This window comes from Streptomyces sp. NPDC127117, from assembly GCF_042677325.1.
GTDB lineage: Bacteria > Actinomycetota > Actinomycetes > Streptomycetales > Streptomycetaceae > Streptomyces.
Map to the genome: position 1 here is coordinate 100804 of NZ_JBHXTM010000017.1, position 22843 is coordinate 123646.

Annotated in this window: 15 protein-coding genes; 8 read left to right on the forward strand and 7 right to left on the reverse strand. The window is 72.5% G+C overall.

The genetic code is table 11. The features are described 5' to 3' along the window. Positions 1-310: 310 nt before the first annotated feature. From ACFVH0_RS17390 to alc, 5 genes are all read left to right on the forward strand, one after another. The gene (locus ACFVH0_RS17390) at positions 311-610 is read left to right on the forward strand and encodes a hypothetical protein (RefSeq protein WP_385821018.1); all 300 of its coding nucleotides are present in this window, start codon (positions 311-313) and stop codon (positions 608-610) included. Continuing rightward, positions 611-2821 (forward strand): 4-alpha-glucanotransferase, encoded by a 2211-nt coding sequence (gene malQ / locus ACFVH0_RS17395; protein WP_385821020.1) that lies wholly within the window; start codon positions 611-613, stop codon positions 2819-2821. A 139-nt stretch (positions 2822-2960) separates the two neighbouring features. Further along, positions 2961-3191 carry a hypothetical protein gene (locus ACFVH0_RS17400; RefSeq protein WP_124717671.1) on the forward strand — a complete coding sequence of 77 codons (231 nt, stop codon included), beginning with the start codon at positions 2961-2963 and terminating at the stop codon, positions 3189-3191. 110 nt (positions 3192-3301) lie between these two features. Continuing rightward, positions 3302-4225, forward strand: a complete 924-nt coding sequence (locus ACFVH0_RS17405) for a LysR family transcriptional regulator (RefSeq protein WP_385821022.1) — start codon at positions 3302-3304, stop codon at positions 4223-4225. Positions 4226-4280: 55 nt separating this feature from the next. After that, positions 4281-5420, forward strand: coding sequence for an allantoicase (gene alc, locus ACFVH0_RS17410; protein ID WP_385821024.1), 1140 nt, complete (start codon positions 4281-4283; stop codon positions 5418-5420). Positions 5421-6176: 756 nt separating this feature from the next. Here alc and pepN (ACFVH0_RS17415) read toward each other — a convergent pair. Continuing rightward, positions 6177-8753 (reverse strand): aminopeptidase N, encoded by a 2577-nt coding sequence (gene pepN / locus ACFVH0_RS17415; protein WP_385821026.1) that lies wholly within the window; start codon positions 8751-8753, stop codon positions 6177-6179. Between the two features lie 100 nt (positions 8754-8853). Here pepN (ACFVH0_RS17415) and ACFVH0_RS17420 point away from each other — a divergent pair, with 100 nt between their 5' ends. Continuing rightward, positions 8854-9078 carry a ribbon-helix-helix domain-containing protein gene (locus ACFVH0_RS17420; protein WP_385821028.1) on the forward strand — a complete coding sequence of 75 codons (225 nt, stop codon included), beginning with the start codon at positions 8854-8856 and terminating at the stop codon, positions 9076-9078. Further along, entirely contained in the window at positions 9071-9418 is a 348-nt protein-coding gene (locus ACFVH0_RS17425) for a type II toxin-antitoxin system PemK/MazF family toxin (RefSeq protein ID WP_385821030.1), read from the forward strand. The genes ACFVH0_RS17420 and ACFVH0_RS17425 overlap by 8 nt, the downstream gene beginning before the upstream one ends. A 71-nt stretch (positions 9419-9489) precedes the next feature. Here ACFVH0_RS17425 and ACFVH0_RS17430 read toward each other — a convergent pair whose 3' ends face one another. The 4 genes from ACFVH0_RS17430 to pepN (ACFVH0_RS17445) form a co-directional block, all read right to left on the reverse strand. Then, entirely contained in the window at positions 9490-10518 is a 1029-nt protein-coding gene (locus ACFVH0_RS17430; protein ID WP_385821032.1) for an aspartate-semialdehyde dehydrogenase, read from the reverse strand. Between the two features lie 190 nt (positions 10519-10708). After that, positions 10709-14020 carry a S8 family serine peptidase gene (locus tag ACFVH0_RS17435; protein WP_385821034.1) on the reverse strand — a complete coding sequence of 1104 codons (3312 nt, stop codon included), beginning with the start codon at positions 14018-14020 and terminating at the stop codon, positions 10709-10711. 202 nt (positions 14021-14222) lie between these two features. Further along, positions 14223-15308, reverse strand: a complete 1086-nt coding sequence (locus ACFVH0_RS17440; RefSeq protein WP_385821036.1) for a hypothetical protein — start codon at positions 15306-15308, stop codon at positions 14223-14225. 192 nt (positions 15309-15500) lie between these two features. Beyond that, on the reverse strand, positions 15501-18122 hold the full coding sequence (gene pepN, locus ACFVH0_RS17445; RefSeq protein ID WP_385821038.1) for an aminopeptidase N: 2622 nt from the start codon (positions 18120-18122) through the stop codon (positions 15501-15503). Between the two features lie 132 nt (positions 18123-18254). Between pepN (ACFVH0_RS17445) and ACFVH0_RS17450 the strand changes: the two genes are divergently transcribed. Then, complete coding sequence (locus tag ACFVH0_RS17450; RefSeq protein ID WP_385821040.1) at positions 18255-18905, forward strand: DsbA family protein; 651 nt, start codon at positions 18255-18257, stop codon at positions 18903-18905. Positions 18906-18964: 59 nt separating this feature from the next. Here the strand turns inward: ACFVH0_RS17450 and ACFVH0_RS17455 are convergent, their stop codons facing one another. Continuing rightward, positions 18965-19291 carry a hypothetical protein gene (locus tag ACFVH0_RS17455; RefSeq protein WP_385821043.1) on the reverse strand — a complete coding sequence of 109 codons (327 nt, stop codon included), beginning with the start codon at positions 19289-19291 and terminating at the stop codon, positions 18965-18967. Beyond that, the gene (locus ACFVH0_RS17460; RefSeq protein WP_385821045.1) at positions 19264-22827 is read right to left on the reverse strand and encodes a hypothetical protein; all 3564 of its coding nucleotides are present in this window, start codon (positions 22825-22827) and stop codon (positions 19264-19266) included. The genes ACFVH0_RS17455 and ACFVH0_RS17460 overlap by 28 nt, the downstream gene beginning before the upstream one ends. Positions 22828-22843 lie beyond the last annotated feature (16 nt).

Genomic DNA, 22843 nt, shown 5'->3' on the forward strand with positions numbered 1-22843 from the left:
AGCTCGTCTCCCTCGTTGCCGCCGGTGGGCTCCGAGCCCACCACCCGCGCGCGAGGGTGTCAATGCGCGTGGGTGGTGTGCCGGAAATGCCCGAAGTCGCAGATGGGGCGGGCGTTGATCGGGCGCGGCGGCGGACGCCAAAGATGACGCCGGATGGCCGAAAGGAGCGGACAACTTGCGGGGAACCGGCCCGGGGGGAACGGAATGTGACCCAGGGCACGTTGGACTCGTTGTGATGACGCCTACGTCTGTGGTCGAGCCCGCCGGGTAGGTCTGCTGTGTCCTGTATCCCCACGGCCAGGAGGCCGCCATGCCCGCTGCCGCACAGCTTCTGCTCTCCGCCCTCTCCGGACAGGCGCCGGGTGCCACCGCCCCGCCGGCCGGCGCGTCCCCGGCTCCCGGCCCCGACGCGCTCCTGGTTCCGGCGCCCCGCACCGGCCCGCTGACGAGCGAGCCGCCGCTCGCCGACGCGATACCCCTCACCAGCGAGCCGCCGCTCGCCGACGCCACACCTCTGACCAGCGAACCCCCGCTCGCCGTAAACGCCCCGCTGACCAGCGAGCCGGCCACGTCCGGCGGCGCATGGGGCACGGAGTCCCCAGGAGTCTGAATGGGCTTGTCCCGGCTCGCCGCACTGCACGGTGTCGCCACCTCCTACTCCCCGTCCGCCGATGTGACGGTGTCCGTCCCCGACGACACGGTCATTGCCGTGCTCGCCGCGCTGGGCGTGGACGCCGCCACACCCGAGGCGGTACGGGAGTCGCTCGCCGCCGCCGAGTCCGCGGCCCGCTCCCGGCTGCTCCCGCCGACGCTGGTGGTGTGGACCGGCGAGCCGCTGCCCGCGGCCCTGACCGCCCTGCCGCCCGGCACCACTCTGGACATCGGCCTCGAAGACCCCGGCTCGGGCCCGCCCCCGCGGATGCGCATTCCGGCCGACCGACCGGATCCGGCCGTTTCGGCGTGGGGCGCCGCCGACGCGCGTACGGACCCGGGGGGCGGCCGGGGCGCCGGCGGTACGGGCGCGGCGGCGGGCGCCGGTGCGCACGCGCCCGCGGCCCCCGCCTGGTGGACCGAGCCGCCGCTCGGGGTGCACCGGCTGGCCGTACGGGCACCCGGCGGCCGGACCGGGTCCGGCACGCTCGTCGTCGCCCCGCCCCGGGCGCCCGGGCCGGCCGGCCGCAGCCACGGCTTCCTCGTCCAGCTCTACTCCCTGCTCTCCGCCCGTTCCTGGGGCATGGGCGACCTCGGTGACCTCGCCGACCTCGCCGCCTGGTCCGGGCGGATGCTGGGCGCCGGATTCGTCCAGGTCAACCCGCTCCACGCCGCGGTGCCCGGCCGCCCCTCCGACCCGTCCCCGTACCGCCCCTCCTCGCGGCGCTTCCCCGACCCCGTGCATCTGCACATCGAGTCCATCCCCGAGTACGGACACGTGACGGACCGGGCCACCCTCGACGACCTGCGGCAGGACGCCGCGACGCTCAGCGACACCGTCCTGAACAAGGGCGCACTGATCGACCGTGACGCCGTCTGGGAGCTCAAGCGCCAGGCTCTCGAACTCGTACGGAACGTGCCCCTCACCCCGGGCCGCCGCGCCGCGTACTGCGACTTCCTGGCCGAGCAGGGGCAGGCCCTGGAGGACCACGCCCTGTGGTGCGCCCTCGCCGAGGTGCACGGTCCCGACTGGCACACCTGGCCCGACGGGCTGCGCGACCCCCGCTCCACGGAGACCGCCCGCGCCCGCGGCGAGCTGCTGGACCGGGTCGACCTCCACTGCCGGCTCGCCTGGCTGACCGACGGTCAGCTCGCCGACGCCCAGCGCGCCGCCCTCGACGCGGGCATGTCCGTCGGCATCGTCCACGACCTCGCCGTCGGCGTGCACCCCGGCGGCGCCGACGCCTGGGCCCAGCAGGACGCCTTCGCGCACGGCATGTCCGTGGGCGCGCCCCCGGACGCCTTCAACGCCCGCGGCCAGGACTGGGGCCTGCCGCCCTGGCGCCCGGACGTCCTCGCCGCGTCCGGCTACGCCCCGTACCGCGGACTGCTGCGCGGGCTCCTCGCCCACGCGGGCGCCCTGCGCATCGACCACGTCATGGGCCTGTTCCGGCTCTGGTGGGTGCCCGAGGGGCGCCCGCCCACCGAGGGCACCTACGTCGGCCACGACGCCGAGGCGATGCTCGCCGTCCTCGTCCTGGAGGCGCACCGGGCCGGCGCGGTCGTCATGGGGGAGGACCTCGGCACCGTCGAGCCCGGGGTGCGCGAGGAGCTGGCCCGGCGCGGGGTGCTCGGCACCTCCGTCCTCTGGTTCGAACGGGACTGGGCGGGCACCGGCCGCCCACTGGCCCCCGAGCAGTGGCGCGAGGACTGCCTGGCGACGGTCACCACCCACGACCTGCCGTCCACCGCGGCCCGGCTGAGCGGCGACCATGTGACGCTGCGCCACCGCCTCGGCCTGCTCACCCGCCCACTCGACCAGGAGGTGACGGCGGACGCGGCGGACACCACCGAATGGCTGGGGTACCTCTCCAGGCTCGGCCTGCTCCCCGAGGGCGAGGGCGATGAGGAAGGCGCCGTACGCGCCGTGCACCGCTTCCTGCTGCGCACCCCCGCCCGCATGACCGGCGTCTGGCTGCCCGACGCCCTGGGGGACCGCCGCCCGCAGAACCTCCCCGGCACCTGGGACCAGTACCCCAACTGGCGCCTGCCCGTCGCCGACGCGGAGGGCCACCCGGTCACCCTGGAGGAACTGGCCGCCGCGCCCCGCCTGCACCGGCTGATGGAAGTCTTCGAACCCCAGGGGGACCACCCGGAGTCCGGCCGGTGACCCGGCCCGCGATCGAGGCCGCGGCGAGTCCCGCGACCAGGGCAGCGACGCCACCCGAACTCCGCCCGGGATCCCGCCCCGAACCCCGTACGGCACCCCCGGGCGCGCGCCCCTCGCGGGCGTTCGCTACGTTTGCACCGTGGACAAGAAGAACGCTATGCGCGCCGGCGCCGTCGCGGCCGGAACGACGCTGATGATGCTGCTCATGTCGTCCCCCGCGCTCGCGCTCACCCGCGACGACGGTGACGACCCGGGGCCCGGCCTGAGCGCGATGGAGACCATCGGCCTCTACGTCGTGGCACCCATCGTCCTGTTCCTGGTCATCACGGGCCTGGTCATGGTCCTGGACAAGTCCAAGAAGCAGGCCTGACGCTCCACGCCCGTCCCGAGTGCGCCGCAGGTACTCCCCGAGTACCGCGCGGCGCACACGCATGTCCGCGGCCGGTCTCCCCCGCCCGGGGTGCCGGGTAGGTTGCGGCCATGATCGAGTGGGACGTCAAGAAGCTCCGCATCCTGCGCACCCTGCGCGACCGGGGCACGGTCACCGCCACCGCACAGGCCCTGCTGATGACCCCCTCCGGGGTCTCGCAGCAGCTCGCCGGCCTGTCCAGGCAGCTCGGCGTACCGCTCCTGGAGGCCCAGGGCAGGCGGGTCAGGCTCACCGACGCCGCGCACCTGGTGCTGCGCCACGCCGAGGCGGTCTTCGCCCAACTGGAGCGCGCCGACGCCGAACTGACCGGTTATCTGCGCGGCGAGGCCGGCGAGGTGCGGATCGCGGCGTTCTCCACGGCGGTGTCCGCCCTCGTCGTACCGGCGATCCAGCGGCTGCGCGCCGAGGACCGCCCGGGGCCCGACGTGCGGGTGCGGGAGGCGGAGGCGGCGCAGGCGTACGAGCTCCTGGCCGCCGGTGACGTGGACCTCGCGCTGTCCCTCGCCGCGCACGCCCCGACGGCCCGCGATCCCCGGTTCGCGGTGCTGCCGCTGCTCGCGGACCCCCTGGACGTGGCACTGCCCGCGGACCACCGCCTCGCCGCCGCGCCCGCACTCCGGCTGGCGGACCTCTCCGGCGAGCCGTGGATCTTCGGCGGCTCGGGGCCCTGGTCGCAGATCACGACGGCCGCCTGCGAGGCCGCCGGGTTCGTGCCCGAGCAGGCGCACAGCGCCTCCGGCTGGACGGCGATCCTGGCCATGGTCGAGGCGGGCATGGGCGTGGCCCTGGTCCCGCGCATGGCGTCGGCGGAACGCCGCAGCCGGGGCGGCGTGGTGATGCGGGCGCTCGACGCCGACCAGCCGCGCCGTCATGTAGTGGCGGCGGTACGGCAGGGCGCCGAGCGGGGCCCCGCGGTGGCCAGGGTCCTCGCCGCGCTCACCACGACCGCCGAATCATTCACTTCGACTGAATGAACAGTGCAAAAACTTTCACTGGACCTGATGGGTGATCCGCCGTGACAGTAGGCGCATGACCTTCGACCAGAATGAGAACCACCACGAGGACCCCCACGCCAACGACGCCGCCCCGTACAGCGGTGGTGACCCGTACGCCGACTACCGGACCACCGACCTCCCCTTCACCGAACTCGTCGACCTCGCCGACCGCCGCCTCGGCGCGGGCGTGATCGCCGCCAACGACGAGTTCTTCGCCCAGCGCGAGAACCTCCTGCTCCGGGAGCGCGCGGTCTTCGACCCCGAGCACTTCGGCCACAAGGGCAAGATCATGGACGGCTGGGAGACCCGCCGCCGGCGCGGCGCGGACGCGGAGCACCCGTTCCCGGCCCCCGACGAGCACGACTGGGCGCTGATCCGCCTCGGCGCGCCCGGCATCATCCGCGGCATCGTCGTCGACACGGCCCACTTCCGCGGCAACTACCCGCAGCGCGTCTCGGTCCAGGCCACCTCGGTCGAGGGCTCGCCCAGCCCCGCCGAACTCCTCGCCGACGACGTGAAGTGGGAGGAGATCGTCCCGCCGACCCCTGTGCGCGGCCACGCCGCCAACGGCTTCGAGATCACCGGCGGCCGCCGCTACACCCACGTACGCCTGTGCCAGCACCCCGACGGCGGCATCGCCCGCCTCCGCGTCCACGGGGAGGTCCTCCCCGACCCGTCCTGGCTCGCCACGCTCGGCACGTTCGACCTGATCTCGGTCCTGAACGGCGGCAGTTACGAGGACGCCTCCGACCGCTTCTACTCCTCGCCGACCCAGATCATCCTGCCCGGCACCTCCCGCAAGATGGACGACGGCTGGGAGAACCGCCGCCGCCGGGTCCGCGACACGAACGACTGGGTCCGCTTCCGCCTGCCCGCCCAGGGCGCGGTCCGCGCGATCGAGATCGACACGGCCTACCTCAAGGGCAACTCGGCCGGCTGGATCGCCCTCCAGGGCCGCAACGGCGAGACCGGCGAATGGTTCGAGATCATCCCCCGCACCCGGCTCCAGCCCGACACCCTGCACCGCTTCCCGCTCCGCGCCCGGGCGATCGTCACCCATGTCCGCCTCGACGCCTTCCCGGACGGCGGCGTCGCCCGCATGCGCCTGCACGGCAGCCTGACGGAATCCGGCGCGACCGAACTCGCCCACCGCTACGAGGAGTCGGGCGCCTGACCCGGGCCCCGCGCCTCCCTGCTTCCGCCCGTCGGACGGCTGCGCGATCGGCGCCCGTCCGACGGGCGGTCTCCAGCACCGCCAACGGCCCCCGGCGGCAAGCCTGTTGCCCGGGGCCGGTGCGGGCTACGGTGCCGCCATGCCCGAGGAGAGCAGCACCGGAGCCGAGCGGATGGCCCCGATCGGACCGGTCCTGGCCGTGATCGCCTGCGCCATCGGCCTGGCGCTCCTCCTCGGCGGCGCCGGCACGGCCGTGGTCATGGGGCTGCGGGCGGCGTCCGGCGAGGTGAGGGACGTGGACCTGGTGCTCACGGCCGCCGCCGCCCTGTTCGCGGCGCTCGTCGCCCACGTGGGATTCGGCACGGTGCTGTACGACTGGACCGTCCGGCAGTCGACGATCGGCCTCGAAGCGGACGGAATCGAGGCCGTGGCGGAAGTGATCGAGGTCGGCCCCGAGGACGTGAGCCAGGACGGCACCTCCCGGATGATCTGGCTCCGCATGCGCCTCGAAGGCCCCGGGTTCCCGCCCTTCGAGGCGAACTGCCTGATGCCCACAGCGCGGCACGGGCATGCGTCGGCGCACGGATCGAGGCGGTGGTCGACCCGGGCGGCAATACGTTTTGGGTGTGAGCCGGGCGGGAGCCCGGACCGGAGCGCGCCTCCCGGCGAAGCGCGGAACGGCAGGGGCGCCCCGGACCGTTCGCACGGTCCGGGGCGCCCCTGTTCTCCTGCCCCCGGCGGGCGCGGGGACGGCCGTTACACCGTCGCCGCCGCCGCGTCGGCCGTGCGGGCCTTCAGGGCGCGTTCCACGCCCGAGCGGGACTCCGACATCAGACGGCGCAGGGCCGCGCTCGGCTCCGTCGAGGAGAGCCAGGCGTCCGTGGCGTCCAGGGTGGCCTGCGAGACCTGGAGGCTCGGGTAGAGGCCGATCGCGACCTGCTGGGCCATCTCGTGGCTGCGCGAGTCCCAGACGTCCTTGACCGCGGCGAAGAACTTCTCCGTGTACGGGGCCAGCAGTTCGCGCTGGTCCGTCTGGACGAAGCCGGCGATGACCGCCTCCTGGAGGGAGTTCGGCAGCTTGTCGGACTCGATGACCGAGGCCCACGCCTCCGCCTTCGCCTCCTCGGTGGGGCGTGCCGCGCGGGCGGTCGCCGCGTGGCGCTCGCCCGCCGCCGTCCTGTCGCGCTCGTACTCGGCGGCGATCTCGTCCTCTTCGATGAGACCGGTCGCGGCGAGCCGCTCGACGAACGCCCAGCGCAGCTCGGTGTCGACGGCCAGGCCCTCGATCGTCTCCCGGCCGTCCAGCAGCGACTGGAGCAGGTCCGTCTGCTGCGGGGTGCGGGCCGTCGCCGCGAAGGCACGGGCCCAGGCCAACTGGTGGTCGCTGCCCGGCTCCGCCGCGCGCAGGTGCGCGAGCGTGGCCTCGGTCCACCGGGTCAGCCCGGCCTCGCGCCACTCCGGCGCCGCGTACAGGTCCAGCGCGAGCTTCACCTGACGGTGCAGCGACTGGACGACGCCGATGTCCGACTCCTTGCCGATGCCGGAGAGCACCAGGGCCAGGTAGTCGCGGGTGGCCAGCTCGCCGTCGCGGGTCATGTCCCAGGCGGAGGCCCAGCACAGGGCGCGGGGGAGGGACTCGGTGAAGTCACCGAGGTGCTCGGTGACGACGCGCAGCGACTCCTCGTCGAGCCGGACCTTCGCGTACGAGAGGTCGTCGTCGTTGAGCAGGATCACGGCGGGGCGGGCGGTACCGGCCGGGAACGGCACGGCCGTGCGCGCGCCGTCGACGTCCAGCTCGATCCGGTTCGCACGGACCAGCTTGCCGGAGCCGTCGAGGTCGTAGCAGCCGATGGCGATGCGGTGCGGCCGCAGCGTCGGCTCGCCCTTCGCGCCGGCCGGGAGGGCCGGGGCCTCCTGGAGCACGGTGAACGACGTGACGTGGCCGTTCTCGTCCGTGGTGAGCTCCGGGCGCAGGATGTTGATGCCCGCCGTCTCCAGCCACGCCTTCGACCAGGTCTTCAGGTCGCGGCCGGAGGTCTCCTCCAGCGCGCCCAGCAGGTCGGACAGCCGGGTGTTGCCGAACGCGTGCGCCTTGAAGTACGCCTGGACGCCCTTGAAGAACTCGTCCATGCCGACGTACGCCACCAGCTGCTTCAGGACCGAGGCGCCCTTGGCGTAGGTGATCCCGTCGAAGTTGACCAGCACGTCGTCCAGGTCACGGATGTCCGCCATGATCGGGTGCGTGGAGGGCAGCTGGTCCTGGCGGTAGGCCCAGGTCTTCTCGGAGTTGGCGAACGTGGTCCAGGAGTTCGGCCACTTCGAGCCCTCGGCGTACGCCTGGCAGGCGACCGAGGTGTACGTGGCGAACGACTCGTTCAGCCACAGGTCGTTCCACCACTCCATGGTGACGAGGTCGCCGAACCACATGTGCGCCAGCTCGTGCAGGATGGTCTCGGCACGCCGCTCGTACGCCGCGTCCGTCACCTTCGAGCGGAACACGTACTGGTCGCGGATGGTGACCGCGCCCGCGTTCTCCATCGCGCCGGCGTTGAACTCCGGGACGAAGAGCTGGTCGTACTTGGCGAACGGGTAGTCGTAGTCGAACTTCTCCTGGAACCAGTCGAAGCCCTGCCGGGTGACGTCGAAGATCTCGTCCGCGTCGAGGAACTCGGCCAGCGACGGACGGCAGTAGATGCCGAGCGGGACGGACTGGCCGTCCTTCTCGTAGCTGCTGTGCACCGAGTGGTACGGGCCGACGATCAGGGCCGTGATGTACGACGAGATGCGCGGCGTCGGCTCGAAGGACCAGACGTTGTCCCGCGGCTCGGGCGTCGGCGAGTTCGAGATGACCGTCCAGCCCTCCGGAGCCGTCACGGTGAACCGGAACGTCGCCTTCAGGTCCGGCTGCTCGAAGCTCGCGAAGACACGGCGGGCGTCCGGCACCTCGAACTGGGTGTAGAGGTACGCCTGCTGGTCGACCGGGTCGACGAAGCGGTGCAGGCCCTCGCCCGTGTTGGTGTACGCGCAGTCGGCGACGACCTTCAGCTCGTTGGAGCCCGCGACCAGGTGCGGCAGGGCGATGCGCGAGTCGCGGAACACGGCCGCGACGTCCAGCGACTTGCCGTTCAGCTCGACCTCGTGCACGGCCGGGGCGACCAGGTCGATGAAGGTCTCCGCACCGGCTTCGGCGGAGTCGAAGCGCACGGTGGTCACGGACCGGTAGGTGCCGCCCTCCTGCGCTCCGGAGAGGTCGAGATCGATCTCGTACGCGTCCACGGTCAGCAGGCGCGCCCGCTCCTGTGCCTCTTCGCGGGTCAGATTCGTGCCAGGCACGCGGTCATCTCCTTGGTATGTGACGTTTCCGGTCATCCTTCCACGTCGCAGGCCCCGGTGGAGTGGCCATATGCGTGCCACCAGCGGTAGCATCGATGGTGTGAAGATCAGTGTGAGCTTGCCGCAGGAGGACGTCGCCTTCGTCGACGAGTACGCCGTGAAGACCAACGCCGACTCCCGGTCCGCGGTGATACACGCCGCGATCGAGCTGCTGCGTGCCGCCGGACTGGAGGCGGAGTACACGGAGGCGTTCGAGGAGTGGGACGCGAGCGAGGACGCCGAGCTCTGGGACCGCACGGTCGGGGACGGCATCGCAGATGCGTAGGGGGGACATCCACCTGGTCGATCTGGAGCCGGCCAGGGGGAGCGAGGCCAACAAGGTCAGACCGGCCGTGATCGTGTCCAACAACGCCGCGAACCAGTCGGTCGAGCTCAACGGCAGGGGCGTCGTCACCGTGGTGCCTCTGACGTCCAACACCGCCCGTGTTCTCACGTTCCAGGTCTTGCTCAGGGCCGACGAGTGCCGTCTGCCGAAGGACTCGAAGGCCCAGTGCGAACAGGTTCGGGCAGTCACCCCGGAACGTGTGCTGAAGCGGATCGGCACCGTCCCCCGCCGGCGCATGGCCGAGATCGACGCCGCCCTGCGGCGCCACCTCGCCCTCTGACGGACACCGGACACCACGCACACGAAAGGGCGGCCACCGGACCCGGTGGCCGCCCTTTCACGCGTTCGGCGTCAGCCGTTCAGCTCCGCCGCGACCAGCTCCGCGATCTGCACCGCGTTCAGCGCCGCGCCCTTGCGCAGGTTGTCGTTGGAGACGAAGAGCGCGAGGCCGTTCTCCACGGTCTCGTCGACCCGGATCCGGCCGACGAAGGAGGCGTCCTTGCCGGCCGCCTGGAGCGGGGTGGGGATCTCGGAGATCTCGACGCCCGGCGCGTCCTTCAGCAGCTCGTACGCGCGCTCCACACTGATCGGGCGGGCGAAACGGGCGTTGACCTGGAGCGAGTGGCCGGAGAAGACCGGCACCCGGACGCAGGTGCCGGACACCTTCAGCTCCGGGATCTCCAGGATCTTGCGGGACTCGTTGCGGAGCTTCTGCTCCTCGTCGGTCTCGAAGGAGCCGTCGTCCACGATCGAACCGGCCAGCGGCAGCACGTTGAAGGCGATCGGGCGCTTGTAGACGTTCGGCTCGGGGAACTCGACGGCCTCGCCGTCGTGGGTGAGCCTGTCGGCCTCGGCGACGACCTTGGAAGCCTGGCCGTGCAGCTCGGCGACACCGGCCAGACCGGAGCCGGACACCGCCTGGTAGGTGGCGACGGTCAGCGTTTGGAGACCGGCCTCGTCGTGCAGCGGGCGCAGCACGGGCATGGCGGCCATCGTGGTGCAGTTCGGGTTGGCGATGATGCCCTTGGGCCGGTCGGCGATCGCGTGCGCGTTGACCTCGGAGACGACCAGCGGGACCTCGGGGTCCTTGCGCCAGGCGGAGGAGTTGTCGATCACGACGGCGCCCTGCGAGGCGACCTTCTCGGCGAGCGCCTTCGACGTGGCGCCGCCGGCCGAGAACAGCACGATGTCCAGCCCGGTGTAGTCGGCCGTCGAGGCGTCCTCGACGGTGATCTCCCGGCCTTCCCACTCGATCGTCGAGCCCGCGGAGCGTGCGGAGGCGAACAGTCGCAGTTCGTCGGCCGGGAATTTCCGCTCGGCCAGGATCCCGCGCATGACTGTGCCGACCTGACCGGTGGCGCCGACGATTCCGACCTTCACAGGGACTCCTTCGAACGTACGAACTGAGACGGTTGCCGCTCCATGATGCGTATGTCCACGGCTTTCTTGTCCAATCCATTGTCCGGGGTACGGACAGCAACCGCCCGGCCGGGCACACAGAAGTGGGGCGGGAGCTCCATCGAGCGCCCGCCCCACCGCCGTACCTGTCGTACGGATCACACGGTGACCGTTACTTCGTGACCTTCTCGATCACGACGCTGCCGGTGCCCGCGGCGGTGCCGCGGCTGTTCACCAGGTGGACCTCGCCGAAGAACTGCCGGCCCTCGGGGGCCGCCCCGGCGACCGCGACCTCGGCGGCGATCCGGGCGGAGGCGCCGTTGGCCAGGTTCACGGCCTTCGACTCGTCGACCTTGATCGTGCCGAGCGACGGTGCGTAGTACACGTCGCGGTAGTCGTACGTGGTGGTCCCGGCCGGGACGTCGTAGCCGTCGATGACGACGGTGTACGTGCCGGCGGCCGGCTTGGCCAGGCTGACGGCCTCTTCGGAGCCCGCCGTGGTGGACTTCCCGACCTCGGTGTCGCCCAGGTAGACGTACAGGTCCAGGTCCGCGTTGGCGTCCGCCGTGCCGCCGATGTTGACGTCCAGCTTCTCGACGCCCTCACCGATGGTGACCGTGTACTCCTGCTGGTCGCCCGTCCTGATCGACGGCTTGTCGACCTTGGCCGAGCCCAGCGAGCCGCCCTTGAGCTTGCCCTCCAGGTCACCCGCGTTGTTGGTGACCTTCCAGTCCACCGCGGCCGGGGTGCCGATCTTCGCCTCGGGGATGGTCTGCACCGCCGGGTCGAAGGTGGCGCCGAGCAGCGAGACGTCGAGCTTGTACGGGTTGTCCAGCAGCGGCGACGTACGCCGTGCCTCGACCTCGATCTCCCAGACGCCCGGCTGCGGGTCCTTGTAGGAGCGCACGTCGGGGCGGCAGGTGTTGGCCGGGTTCTCGTAGTTCGGGTAGCAGAAGATCGTGGAGCTGTCCTCCATCTGCACCCCGTACGGGTGGATCGAGATGAAGCGGGTCTGGCTGCCCGAGCGCAGCGCGCCGATGGCGACCTCAAGGGTCTTGGCGCCCTCCGGAACGGTCAGGAAGTACGACTCGCTGCTGTTGCGCTGCACCGAACCGGACGCCTTGAACGCGTAGGCGGGCTTCACCAGCTTCGTGGAGACGACGACCGTGGTGAGGATCTGCTGGTCCACGCCGACGGTCTTGCTGTCGTCCACCTTCAGGATCGCGCTGTGCACGCCCTTGCTGCCCGGCTTCGCCTGCACCTTGACGGTGACCGGCTTGTCCAGCGGCAGCGAGACGGTGCTCGGACCGGTCAGCTTGAAGGTGCCGTCGTTGTTCTTCCACGACAGCTTGTGCTTGACGGCCTTGTCCGGGCCCGTGGTGCGGGTGACCGTGACGTCGTACGTCTTCGTCTGGCCGACCTTGAGACCGCCCTCGCGGTCGTACAGGCCGGTGCCGAAGCCGGGGGTCGCCAGCGCGAAGTCGATCGCGGTGTCGACCGGGGCCTTCACCGAGTATTCGTGCGCCGGGGTGCCCTGCTTCTCGATCTGCTTCCAGGCGCCGACGATGTCGATCAGACCGGAGCCCTGGGCGTGCGCGGGCACACCCTTGATGTGGGTGGCGGTGCTGGTCAGCGCGGTGCGCAGGTCTGCCGGGGGCAGCTCGATGTGCTTCTGCTTCGCGGCGGACAGCAGCAGCGCGGTCGCACCGGCGGCCTGCGGCGAGGCCATGGAGGTGCCCTGCAGCATGGAGTAGCCGGCCGGGAGCGAGTAGCCCGACTCCTTGACCGGGCCGCCGGGCAGCCAGGTCTGGGTGGTGTTGATGGCCGCGCCCGGGGCCGTCAGGATCGGCGCGAAGCCGCCGTCCTCACGCGGACCGCGCGAGGAGAAGGGCATCATGTCGTACTTCTTGGTGACGTTGGAGCCGTAGTTGGCGGCCCAGGTCTCCTTGGAGATCGACGCGCCGACGGAGATCACGTGGTCGGCGAGGCCGGGGTCACCGATGGTGTTGACGCCCGGGCCGTCGTTGCCGGCCGAGATGACCAGCTGGACGCCGTAGATGTCGATGAGCCGCTTGTAGAGCGCGGCGCGGGCGTTGTTGCCGTCGTTGAGCGGCGGCAGACCGCCGATCGACATGTTGACGACGTCGACACCGCGGTTCACGACGAGGTCGATCATGCCCTCGGTGAGCGCGATGTTGGTGCAGCCGCCGTCCCAGGTGCAGGCACGCGAGGAGACGATCTTCGCGCCCGGCGCGGCACCGTTCATCTTGCCGCCGAACAGGCCGTTCGCGGCGGTGATGCCCGCGACGTGGGTGCCGTGCTCGCTCTCGATGACACCGATGTTGACGTAGTCGGAGGTGTCGCCGGCGGCGTTGTAGACGACGTTCTTGCGGGTCTCGACGACGAACGGGATCCGCTCGGCGACATCGGTCCGCGGGTCGTCCTTGCCGAAGTAGGAGACCTGGTGCTTCTCCTTGTACGGCTTGAGCACGCCGTCGTCGGAGAAGTCCGCGTTGCCGTTCAGGTCGACGCGGGTGGTGCCGGTGACCGGGTCGTAGAGCACGGCCCAGACATCGGTGGTGTCACCGTCGCGGTTCAGGTCGCCCGCCATGTCGCCGCCCCTGGTGGCGGCCTCGGCGAACAGCTTGATCCGGTAGTCGCCCTCGGGCGCCTTGTACGTGCTGCCCTTGTACGTGAACGTCGGGCCGGACACGGCGTCCGTCATCCGCAGCCAGGTGCCGTCGCCGTCACTGACCGGGTCGGTCGCGGTCACCCAGTCGACGATCTTGCGGGCACCGGTGGTGGTCTTCTGCAGCGCCGGGTGGCCGAGGTCGACACCCGAGTCGAGGATGCCGATGGTCACCCCGCGGCCGTCGGCCTTCGGGTGCTGCTGGACGAAGTCGACCGCGCCCGTCTCGAAGGACGGGTTGTACGGGTTCCTCGCCGGGGTCTTCTTGCCGGGCGCCGGGTAGGAACCGGTCGACCGGGTGCTGACCTTGGCGCCGGTGGCCCGGTCCGCGGTCGGCGTCGGGTCGTCCAGCTTGATCTCCTGCTTGAGATCGATGCCGTGGACGGACGACAGCTTGGACGCCGCCTTGATGGTCGCGTCGGCGGTCGCGGTGGGCACGGTGGCCCGTACGTAGCCGAGCTTGTCGTACGTGCGTCCCAGCACGGAGCCCTTGACGGCGTCCAGTTGCTTGGAGACCTGCTCGGTCGCACCGGGAGCGGTGGCGACCATCATCGTGATGTTCTTCTGGCCCTTGGCCTTCGCCTTGGCCAGAAGCTGCTCGTCGTTGGTGCCGAGCTTGTCCGCCGTGGCGCCCTCGGCAGCCGACTTGACGGGAGCGGTGTCGGGCGCGTCGGCGGCGAAGACGGGGGCGACGCCGGTGGCGGCCAGTGCGGCCACCAGACCGGCGGCAGCCGCGACTCGGGCCACGCGTCTCGCCCCGGGTATGGAACTGGGGGATTCGGAGGTCATCAGCATCCCTGGATATGAAAGAGAGAGTCCGGAATTCGGTACCGGATGACCGCTCACCCTTTCGTAAATGACAGGGGTTTGTGGAGAGTTGGAGGGGGCGAGATGTGGACATGGCAGAATCCCGCCACCGGTACCGATGCGCCATCAGGGATGAAGCGGTGGATATGTGGCGCCTGTGGCCCGCTCCGCCGTTCTTCGCCGTTCCGCCTCAACGGGGCAGGACCATCACCTGCGCGGCCGGTTCGCGGTAGGCCGCCGCCATCAGCGCCGTACGCACCACGACCGCCTGCTGCTCGCCCGTGTCGCGGAGTTTCCTCGGCGAGAGGTGGACGACGGTGATGCCCAGCCGCTCCAGGTGCTCCCGCCGGGCGGCGTACGCGGACCACCGGTCCTCGCGCTCCTCCCGGTACCGGCCGTTCCCGGGCCCGCCGCGCCGCGGCGCCCTGGTCTCCAGCTCCACGGCGACCGCCTGCTCGGGCCAGTAGGCGTCCACGCCGCCGAGCGGGGGGCCGCCGGGCAGCCGCAGCTCCACGTTCCACAACGGCTCCGGCAGGTCGTACGTCCGCACCAGGTCGTAGAGCCGGCCCTCCGCCAGCGCCCGGCCCTCGGCGAGGAAGGAGTCGACGGCCGCCACCACCTGGGGCCGCCCCAGCAGCTTGGCGCGGTTCAACTCGCGTACGACGACGGCCGGTTCGCAGTGCCCGCCGCGCACCGCCTCGATGAGCAGCCCGCGTACGGCCAGGGGATCACCGAGCCCGGCGATCGCATCCGTGAGCGCCCGCTCCACGGGGGCCACGGGCAGGCCGCGCAACTGCGCGGCACGGGGCGTCCCGGCGGAGCGCACCAGGCGTACGTACCCGACCGAGCGCAGTCGCCGGGTGCGCGGCACCAGTACGTCGACGGCGTCCGCCGACGAGGGCGGCGGGGCGGCGGCCAACCCGTGCAGGGCGAGCGCGGCGAGCCCGGTGATCATGGCCTCGCCGTACCCGGACTCCGGCTCCGTCTCCCGGCCCGGCTGCACCGGTACGCTCCGGCGGCCGGAGGCCGGTGGCCGGCCGGCGTACAGCAGGGCGGCACGCAGCCGTTCCTCGCCGGTGGGCGGTTCCCGGTGCAGCAGGTACACGCCGGGCAGCGGCCGCTGCCACGGCCCGCCGTCCCCGCAGCGCGCGGCGGCCTCCGCGACGGACACGCCCCGCATCTTCAACTGCGCTGCGGACAGCACGCGTTGACGGAGATCGGCGGCGGTACGGGAGTGGCAGGGGGAGGCGGCGGAGGGTGGGGTGTTCTTGGTCATGCTCCGGGGTATCCCGCAGGGCGTGGCGGCGCTAACCCCTGTTACACGCTCGTCGACAATTCAGGACAACGCCGTCCTGAAGTACGCACGCTCGGCGACCGAAAAGGCCCGGCCCGACCCCTTCCGACAGCCGTGCGGGCCGGAGCGGGGCGGCACCGGACACGCCGGCCCCGCCCCACCCCGTCCGCGTCCTCAGAGCCCGGCCGCTGCCCCGGCCTCCGCCGCGTTCGCGTCGCAGGCCTGTGCCCGCAGCGCCCGCGCCAGATCGTCCCGGGCCTCCAGTACCAGCCTGCGCAGCGCCGGCGCCGCGTCCGCGTGGGCGGACAGCCATTCGTCCGTCGCGGCCAGCGTCGCCGGGTCGTCCTGAAGTGCCGGGAACAGGCCCTTGACCACGATCACCCCGATCTGGATCGACCGCTCGGCCCAGACCCGCTCGATCGCGTCGAAGTATTTGCCCGTGTACGGCGCCAGCAGCTCCCGCTGCGACGACTGCGTGAAGCCCGAGATCGTCGCCTCCACCAGTGCGTTGGACAGCGCGTCCGACTCCACGACACCCGCCCACGCCTGTGCCTTGACCGCGGCGGAGGGCCGCGACGCCAGGCACCGCACCTGGTGCCGCTTGCCGGACGCCGTGTCGTCGCGGGCCAGTTCGGCATCGATGACCGACTCGTCGGCCACCCCGTGCGCGGCCAGCGGGGACAGGAACGCCCACCGCAGCTCCTGGTCGACGTCGAGCCCGTCGATCCGGGCCGAGCCGTCCAGCAGCCCCGACAGCAGCCGGAAGTCCGCCTCCGAGTCGGCCACCGACGCGAAGAACCGCGCCCACGCCAGCTGGTGCTCGCTGCCCGGCTCGGCGACCCGCAGCTCCCGCAGCGCGCCCTCGGCCAGCGCCCGGCCGCCCTCCTCGCGCCACCCGGGCGTCGCGTACTGCGTCAGCGAGGTCCGGGTCCAGGCGTGCAGCATCTGGAGCACGCCGATGTCGGACTCCCGGCCGGCGAAGGCCAGCACCAGGGAGACGAAGTCGCGGGCCGGCATCAGCCCGTCCCGGGTCATGTTCCACAGCGCGGACCAGCACAGCGCCCGTGCCAGCGGGTCGGTCATGTCGCCGAGGTGCGCCCGCAGCGTGGCCAGCGACACCTCGTCGAAGCGGACCTTGCAGTACGTGAGGTCGTCGTCGTTGACCAGGATCAGCTCGGGCCGCTCGGCCCCCGCCAGCTCCCCGACCACCGTGCGCGGCCCGGCCACGTCCACCTCGGCGCGGGCGTAGCGCACCAGGTCGCCGTCGGCGGCACGCCGGTACAGGCCGACCGCGACCCGGTGCGGCCGCAGCTCCGGGTGCGACTCGGCCGCCTCCTGGATGACCGCCAGCTCCGTGATCCGGCCGGCCGCGTCGTACGTCGCCACCGGGGCCAGCGAGTTGACGCCCGCGGTCTGCAGCCACGACCGCGACCAGGCGGCCATGTCCCGCCCCGACGTCTCGGTCAGCACCGACAGCAGATCGCCCAGCTGCGTGTTGCCGTAGGCGTGCTTCTTGAAGTAGCGCCGGGCGCCCTCCAGGAACGCCTCCCGCCCCACGTACGCCACCAGTTGCTTCAGCACCGAGGCGCCCTTGGCGTACGTGATGCCGTCGAAGTTGAGCTTGGCGTCCTCCAGGTCACGGATGTCGGCCGTGACCGGGTGGGTGGACGGCAGCTGGTCGGCGCGGTACGCCCAGGACTTGCGGTTGTTGGCGAAGGTGACCCAGCCGTCCTTGAAACGGGTCGACTCGACCATCGTGAAGGCACCCATGAAGTCGGCGAACGACTCCTTCAGCCACAGGTCGTCCCACCACTGCATGGTGACGAGGTCCCCGAACCACATGTGGGCCATCTCGTGCAGGATGACATTGGCCCGGCTCTCGTACGCCGCCTGCGTCACCTTGCCGCGGAAGATGTACTCCTCGCGGAACGTGACACAGCCCGGGTTCTCCATCGCGCCGAGGTTGTACTCGGGCACGAACGCCTGGTCGTACTTCCCGAACGGGTACGGATAGTCGAAGTTGTCGTGGAAGAAGTCCAGGCCCTGCTTGGTGATCAGGAAGATGTCGTCCGCGTCGAAGTGCCGGGCGAGACCTTTGCGGCACATCGCGCCGAGCGGGATCTCCAGCGTCGTGCCGTCCTCGAAGGTGCGGCTGTAGGAGTCCGTCACGTAGTGGTACGGACCGGCGACGACCGCCGTGATGTACGTGGAGATCGGCTTCGTCTCGGCGAACCGCCGGACCTCGCCGTCCCGCGACTCCTCTGCTCCGTTGCTCCGGACCGTCCAGCCCTCGGGCGCCGTCACCTGGAAGCGGAAGGGGGCCTTCAGGTCGGGCTGCTCGAAGTTCGCGAAGACACGACGCGAGTCGGCCGGCTCGTACTGCGTGTAGAGGTAGACCTCGCCGTCCTCCGGGTCGACGAACCGGTGCAGACCCTCACCGGTCCGGCTGTACGCGCACTGCGCGTCGACCACCAGGGTGTTGGCACCCTCCGGGAGGTCCTCCAGCGCCACCCGGGTGCCGTCGAAGACGGCGGCGGGGTCGAGCGGCTGCCCGTTCAGCGTCACCGCGTTCACGGCAGGCGCCACCAGATCCGCGAAGGTCGACGCCCCCGCCCGCGCGTTGCGGAACCGGATCGTGGTCACCGAGCGGAAGGTCCGCGGACCGGAGGCGGCGTCCCCGTCCCCGTCGGGCCCGCCGACGGCGGAACGCAGATCGAGATCGACCTCGTAGCCGTCGACGCTGAGCAGCTCGGCCCGCTCGCGGGCCTCGTCGCGGGACAGGTTCTCACCGGGCACGGGCACACTCCTTTGTGTCACGTTCGAATACTTTGATCCTCCCATGCCGTCACTCGCCCCGGCATACGGGAATGGCTGATGTGCCCCGGGACGTTCTCGCGCACGGATGCGATTGCCCTCATGAGGAGAGACATGTCTGACAACAGCACGGCGACGACCGGAAAGACCCCCGTCGATTTCTGGTTCGACCCGCTCTGCCCCTGGGCCTGGATGACATCGCGCTGGATGCTGGAGGTGGAGAAGGTCCGTGACGTCGAGGTCCGCTGGCACGTGATGAGCCTGTCCGTCCTCAACGAGGACAGGCTCGACGAGCTGTCGGAGGAGTACCGCGAGCTGCTGGAGAAGGGCTGGGGCCCGGTCCGCGTCGTCGTCGCCGCCCAGCAGAAGCACGGCGACGACGTCGTGGGCCCGCTGTACACCGCGCTCGGCACCCGCTTCCACAACCAGGGCGAGGGCGCCACCCGCGAGGCGGTCGTGGCCGCGCTCCAGGACGTCGGCCTGCCGGCCGAGCTGGCCGACTTCGCGGACTCGGACGTGTACGACACCGAGCTGCGCGCCTCCCACAAGGAGGGCATCGACAAGGTCGGCCAGGACGTCGGCACCCCGGTCATCGCCGTTCCGGGCGCGGACGGCGAGCAGATCGCCTTCTTCGGCCCGGTCGTCACCCCCGCCCCGAAGGGCGAGGAGGCGGCGAAGCTGTGGGACGGCACGCTGCTGGTGGCGTCGATCCCCGGCTTCTACGAGATCAAGCGCACCCGCACACAGGGCCCGATCTTCGACTGACCCGCACGGGGCGGTGCGGGGCCCGGCGGCTGCCGGCCCGCACCGCACCACGGCCGGCGTCAGCCGCGCACGCCGGCGCCCGGCCCGGCCGGGACGTTGTCCCGGCCGAAGTCGCCCGGATGCAGCGGCGCACGGGGCGGGGACGGGGCGCCGAGCAGGGGCCGCAGCAGCCCGCCCATCCCCTTCGGCCGGACCGACTCCCGGGTGGTCGCCAACTCGTCCACCGTCCACCGGCGATGCCCGTACCGCGCCTCATCGGTCTCCACCCGCACCGCCGCCACCTCGGCGGCGGTGACCCGGACCAAGCGGTACACCTCGTACCGGTCGAAGCCCCGGCCGTCCACCTCGTCCAGGCTGATCAGGTGCCCGTACCGGTACTCGGCCACTTCTCCGGTGAATGGTTCTCCCCGGTGGAGCACCCGCTGAGCAGGGCGGTCACCGGTGACATGGGCTCCCACTCGGGGTCCTGCCCGGTCAGGCGCTCGGCGACGTGGGTCCAGGCCGTCTCGTCCGTGCCGAGCCGGGAGTGTACGAGCTCCGCGAGGCCGGTCCGGGCGGTGGTGGCCTCGGGCGGGGCGTCCGTGCGGCGGGCGGTTCCGCCCAGGTAGGCGAGGATCCGCGCGGCCGGGGCGGCCGACCGCAGCAGGTCCGCGCCGGTCAGCAGGCCCGCCGCGAGCAGGCCGTCCAACTGGGTGGCCGGTGCGCAGTGGAACAGGCCGCCGAGCCCGTGCCGGGCCCGTTCCCGGGTCAGCCGCACGCTCCCGGACAGGCCGTCGGGGCCCGGCTCGGGCAGCAGCGCCGCGTGCCGCAGCCGGACCTCCTCCGGCACGTCGTCGAGGCGGACCACGTCGGACCAGTACGGGAGCGGGTCCTCGGCGTGGGCGGCTTCGAGGGCCGCCCAGTCCACGGCCTCGCCCGGCGGCAGCGACTCGATGATGTGGCGCGCGAACGCGGCGTGCCGGGCGCGCCGCAGCTTCGCGACGAGCTTGCCCGGTGCCAGCTCGCGGTCGAGCCGGGCGCGGAGCACGGTGGCGGGGTCGGCGGCGGCCAGAGCCTTCGCGCACACGGTGGTGGCGGCCCGGCCCAGCAGGTCCGCGCCCGCGACGCGGGCCAGCCGGTCGGCGCCACCGTGCTCGAACAGCCGCAGACAGCCGAGGATTTGATGGGCGACGTCGAGCTTCGTCCCTTCCTTGGCGAGCAGTTCCCCGACGAGATCGGGTTCGGCGGAACAGAGCCACATCAGGCCCCCGGCGGGGCGGGCGGAGCCGCGGGCGCGCCAGTCGGCCAGCACCCGGCCGCCCAGCGACATCCTCCCCGCGCCGGGCCGTGAGCGGGTCACGATCCGGTGGACGGTGCGCCGGGGGCTCCAGTGCCGCAGCAGGGCGAGGTCCACGTCGGGGTCGTCGAGGTCGACGAGGCGCTCCACCGACCCGCTCTTCTTCATCCAGCGGGCCTGCGCGGCCAGGACGCGCAGCGCGTCGCGGTCGCGTCCGGCGAGCAGCCGGTCCAGGACCCGGCGCGGAGTGCGGTCGTACCGCAGCAGGTACGCGGCCAGGAGCCAGGGCCCGTCGGGGCCGAGCCGGGGCAGCACGGCATCGACGACCTCGGCATCGGCCAGGCAGAGCAGAGTGCCCACCGGCCACGTCCACAGGTGGTTGCCGCGCTCCAGGAGCTTGATCGCCTCGTCGGGTGTGCCCGGTCCGGGCTTCGGCACGAGTGGCCCGCCGCCCGTCGCCCCGACGGCTTCACCGGACCGCGACTGTGCGCGCCCCAGCAACTCCGCCCAGGTCAGCCCCTCCGAGGCGGCCTCGGACGCCGTCACCGTCGCGGCCAGGCGGAGCCATGCGTCGGGGTCGGTGCCGAGCCCGGAGCGCAGCCGCCGGGCGAGCGCGGAGCGCCATGCCTCCGCGAATGCCAGCCGGCGCCAGTCGTGGGGCAGCGCGAGCAGTCGGTGTGCGGGCAGCAGGGCGATCAGCTCTTCCGCGGGCAACACGCCCTGGCGGTAGGCGTGTTCGGTGAGCTGTGCGCCCGATCCCTGCGTCGCCGGGAGCTTCGCCCGTATCTCGTCGAGGCTGGGCGCGGCGTACGCGAAGCCGTCCTCGGACGCGGGGATGCCCTCGGCGGCGCAGGCGTCGGCGAACCAATCGGGGGTGGCGAGGCCGGGCGCGTCGCTCCAGTCGTACACGCTCAGCGCGCGCAGGACGTCGGGGGAGGCGGGCCGTGGCGCATCGGCGGGCGCGAGGGAGTACAGCAGATCGAGGGCGGCCAGGGCGTGGACCCGTTCCGCCCGGTTCAGGGGCGGCCGGGGCGGTGGCGCCGCCGCGGCCGGCGCGCCGGGGTCGCCGGTCTCCGCGACGGGGGCCGCTCCCGCCCCGGCGATCAACTCCACGACCGTTCCGCGGTGTTCGGGCAGCAGGGTGTCGAGCGCCGCCCAGGTGTGCGGCCGTTCGCCCAGGTGGGCGGCGGCCAGTGCCCGGAGTTCGGCGGCGGTCGCCTCGTCGAGCAGGTTCCGTTCGGCGAGCCGGGCGAGCGCGGCCATGGCGTGGACGGCGGGCCGCGCGGTGCGGACCAGCTCGACGGGGTCGAGGAGACCCGCTCCCACCATGCCCTCCGCCCAGCGGGTCGCGCTGTCGTCGAGCGCCTCCTCGGCCAGGCGTCGCGCGGGCGGGGTGCTGTTGCCCGCACGGCGTCCGCCGGCCCGCCACGGCTCGTTGAGGACGCTCAGCCGGAACGCCAGGCGCTGTGTGTCGTCCGCCGCCTCGTGGCGGGCCAGCTCCTCGCAGGCCTTGGGCATGAACGGGGTAGAGGCATGGGCCGCGGCCAGGGCGCCGAGATCGTGCGCGTACGGCTCGGCCAGCAGATCGCGCAGGGTGCTGGTGCCCCGCGCGGTGGCCAGCAGCGCGGGCAGCCGGGCGGGGTCCTCGTACGGTTCGCACCGCGCGCGCAGCCGGTGCCGGGCGTCGCCGCCGGTATCGGACAGGGCCCCGGTCACCGTGGTCACGACGGCCCGGCTCAGCCAGGCGGTCGCGGCGGGGTCGTCGAGCAGTGCGCGTACGGCGTCCGGGCCGCTGCGCTCCCAGACCCGCAACAGCGCGTACTGCTGCGCGGCCTGGCGGAACCCGACCCGCAGCGCGAGGCCCACGAGCCGCGGGTCGCCGGAGCCGAGCAGCGGCGCCAGCCAGGAGTGCGGCACATCGCCGTGCGGTGCCGTCAGCTCGGCGAGCAGCGTGTCGTCGAGGGGGACGGTGTCGGTCCGGTGCGCGATGGTGCGGCGCAGGGATGCGGTGGTGCGCGGGTTGCGGTAGACGGCGGCCGAGACGCGGGAGTCGCCGATCGCGGCCAGCCGGGCGAGAACCCGGGTGTCGAGCCGGGAATGGCGGGCCAGCGCGGTACGGGAACGGCTGTCGCCGTGGTCGAGCACGGCGGTGACGAGGGCGGGCGCGGGCGGTGCCCCACCGGCGAGCAGATCCGTCGTCGCCCGCTCGGGCAGGGCGGCCAGCGCGGCGGCGGCGTCGCACGGCTCGGCGTGCTCCAGGAGCAGACCCAGTGTGGCGTGGACGCTGCGGGGCGCGGGCGCGCGGAGCGTGTCGCCGGGCCCCTGGGGCGCCGGCTGCTCGGCGAGCAGTGCGGGCAGGTCGCCCCGGTACCCGGGGAGCGCGTCGAACAGGCCGCGCCACCGGCCCACGTCGGAGCCGAGGTGACGCCCGGACAACTCCCGCAACAGCCCGGCCGCTCGGCCGTCGACCCCACCGGCCGCGGCGACCTTCGCCGCCACCGTACGCGCGGGCCGCCCCCGCTCCACCGCCCGCAGAGCGGTGCCCTCATCCGCCGGGTCCGTCCCGTCCGCACCCCGGGCAACGCCGAGAATGCCGCGCAGCATCCGTTCCGCCGCTCCTACCTGCGCCTCCGCCATGAACGCCATGGCCGCCATGCTAGAT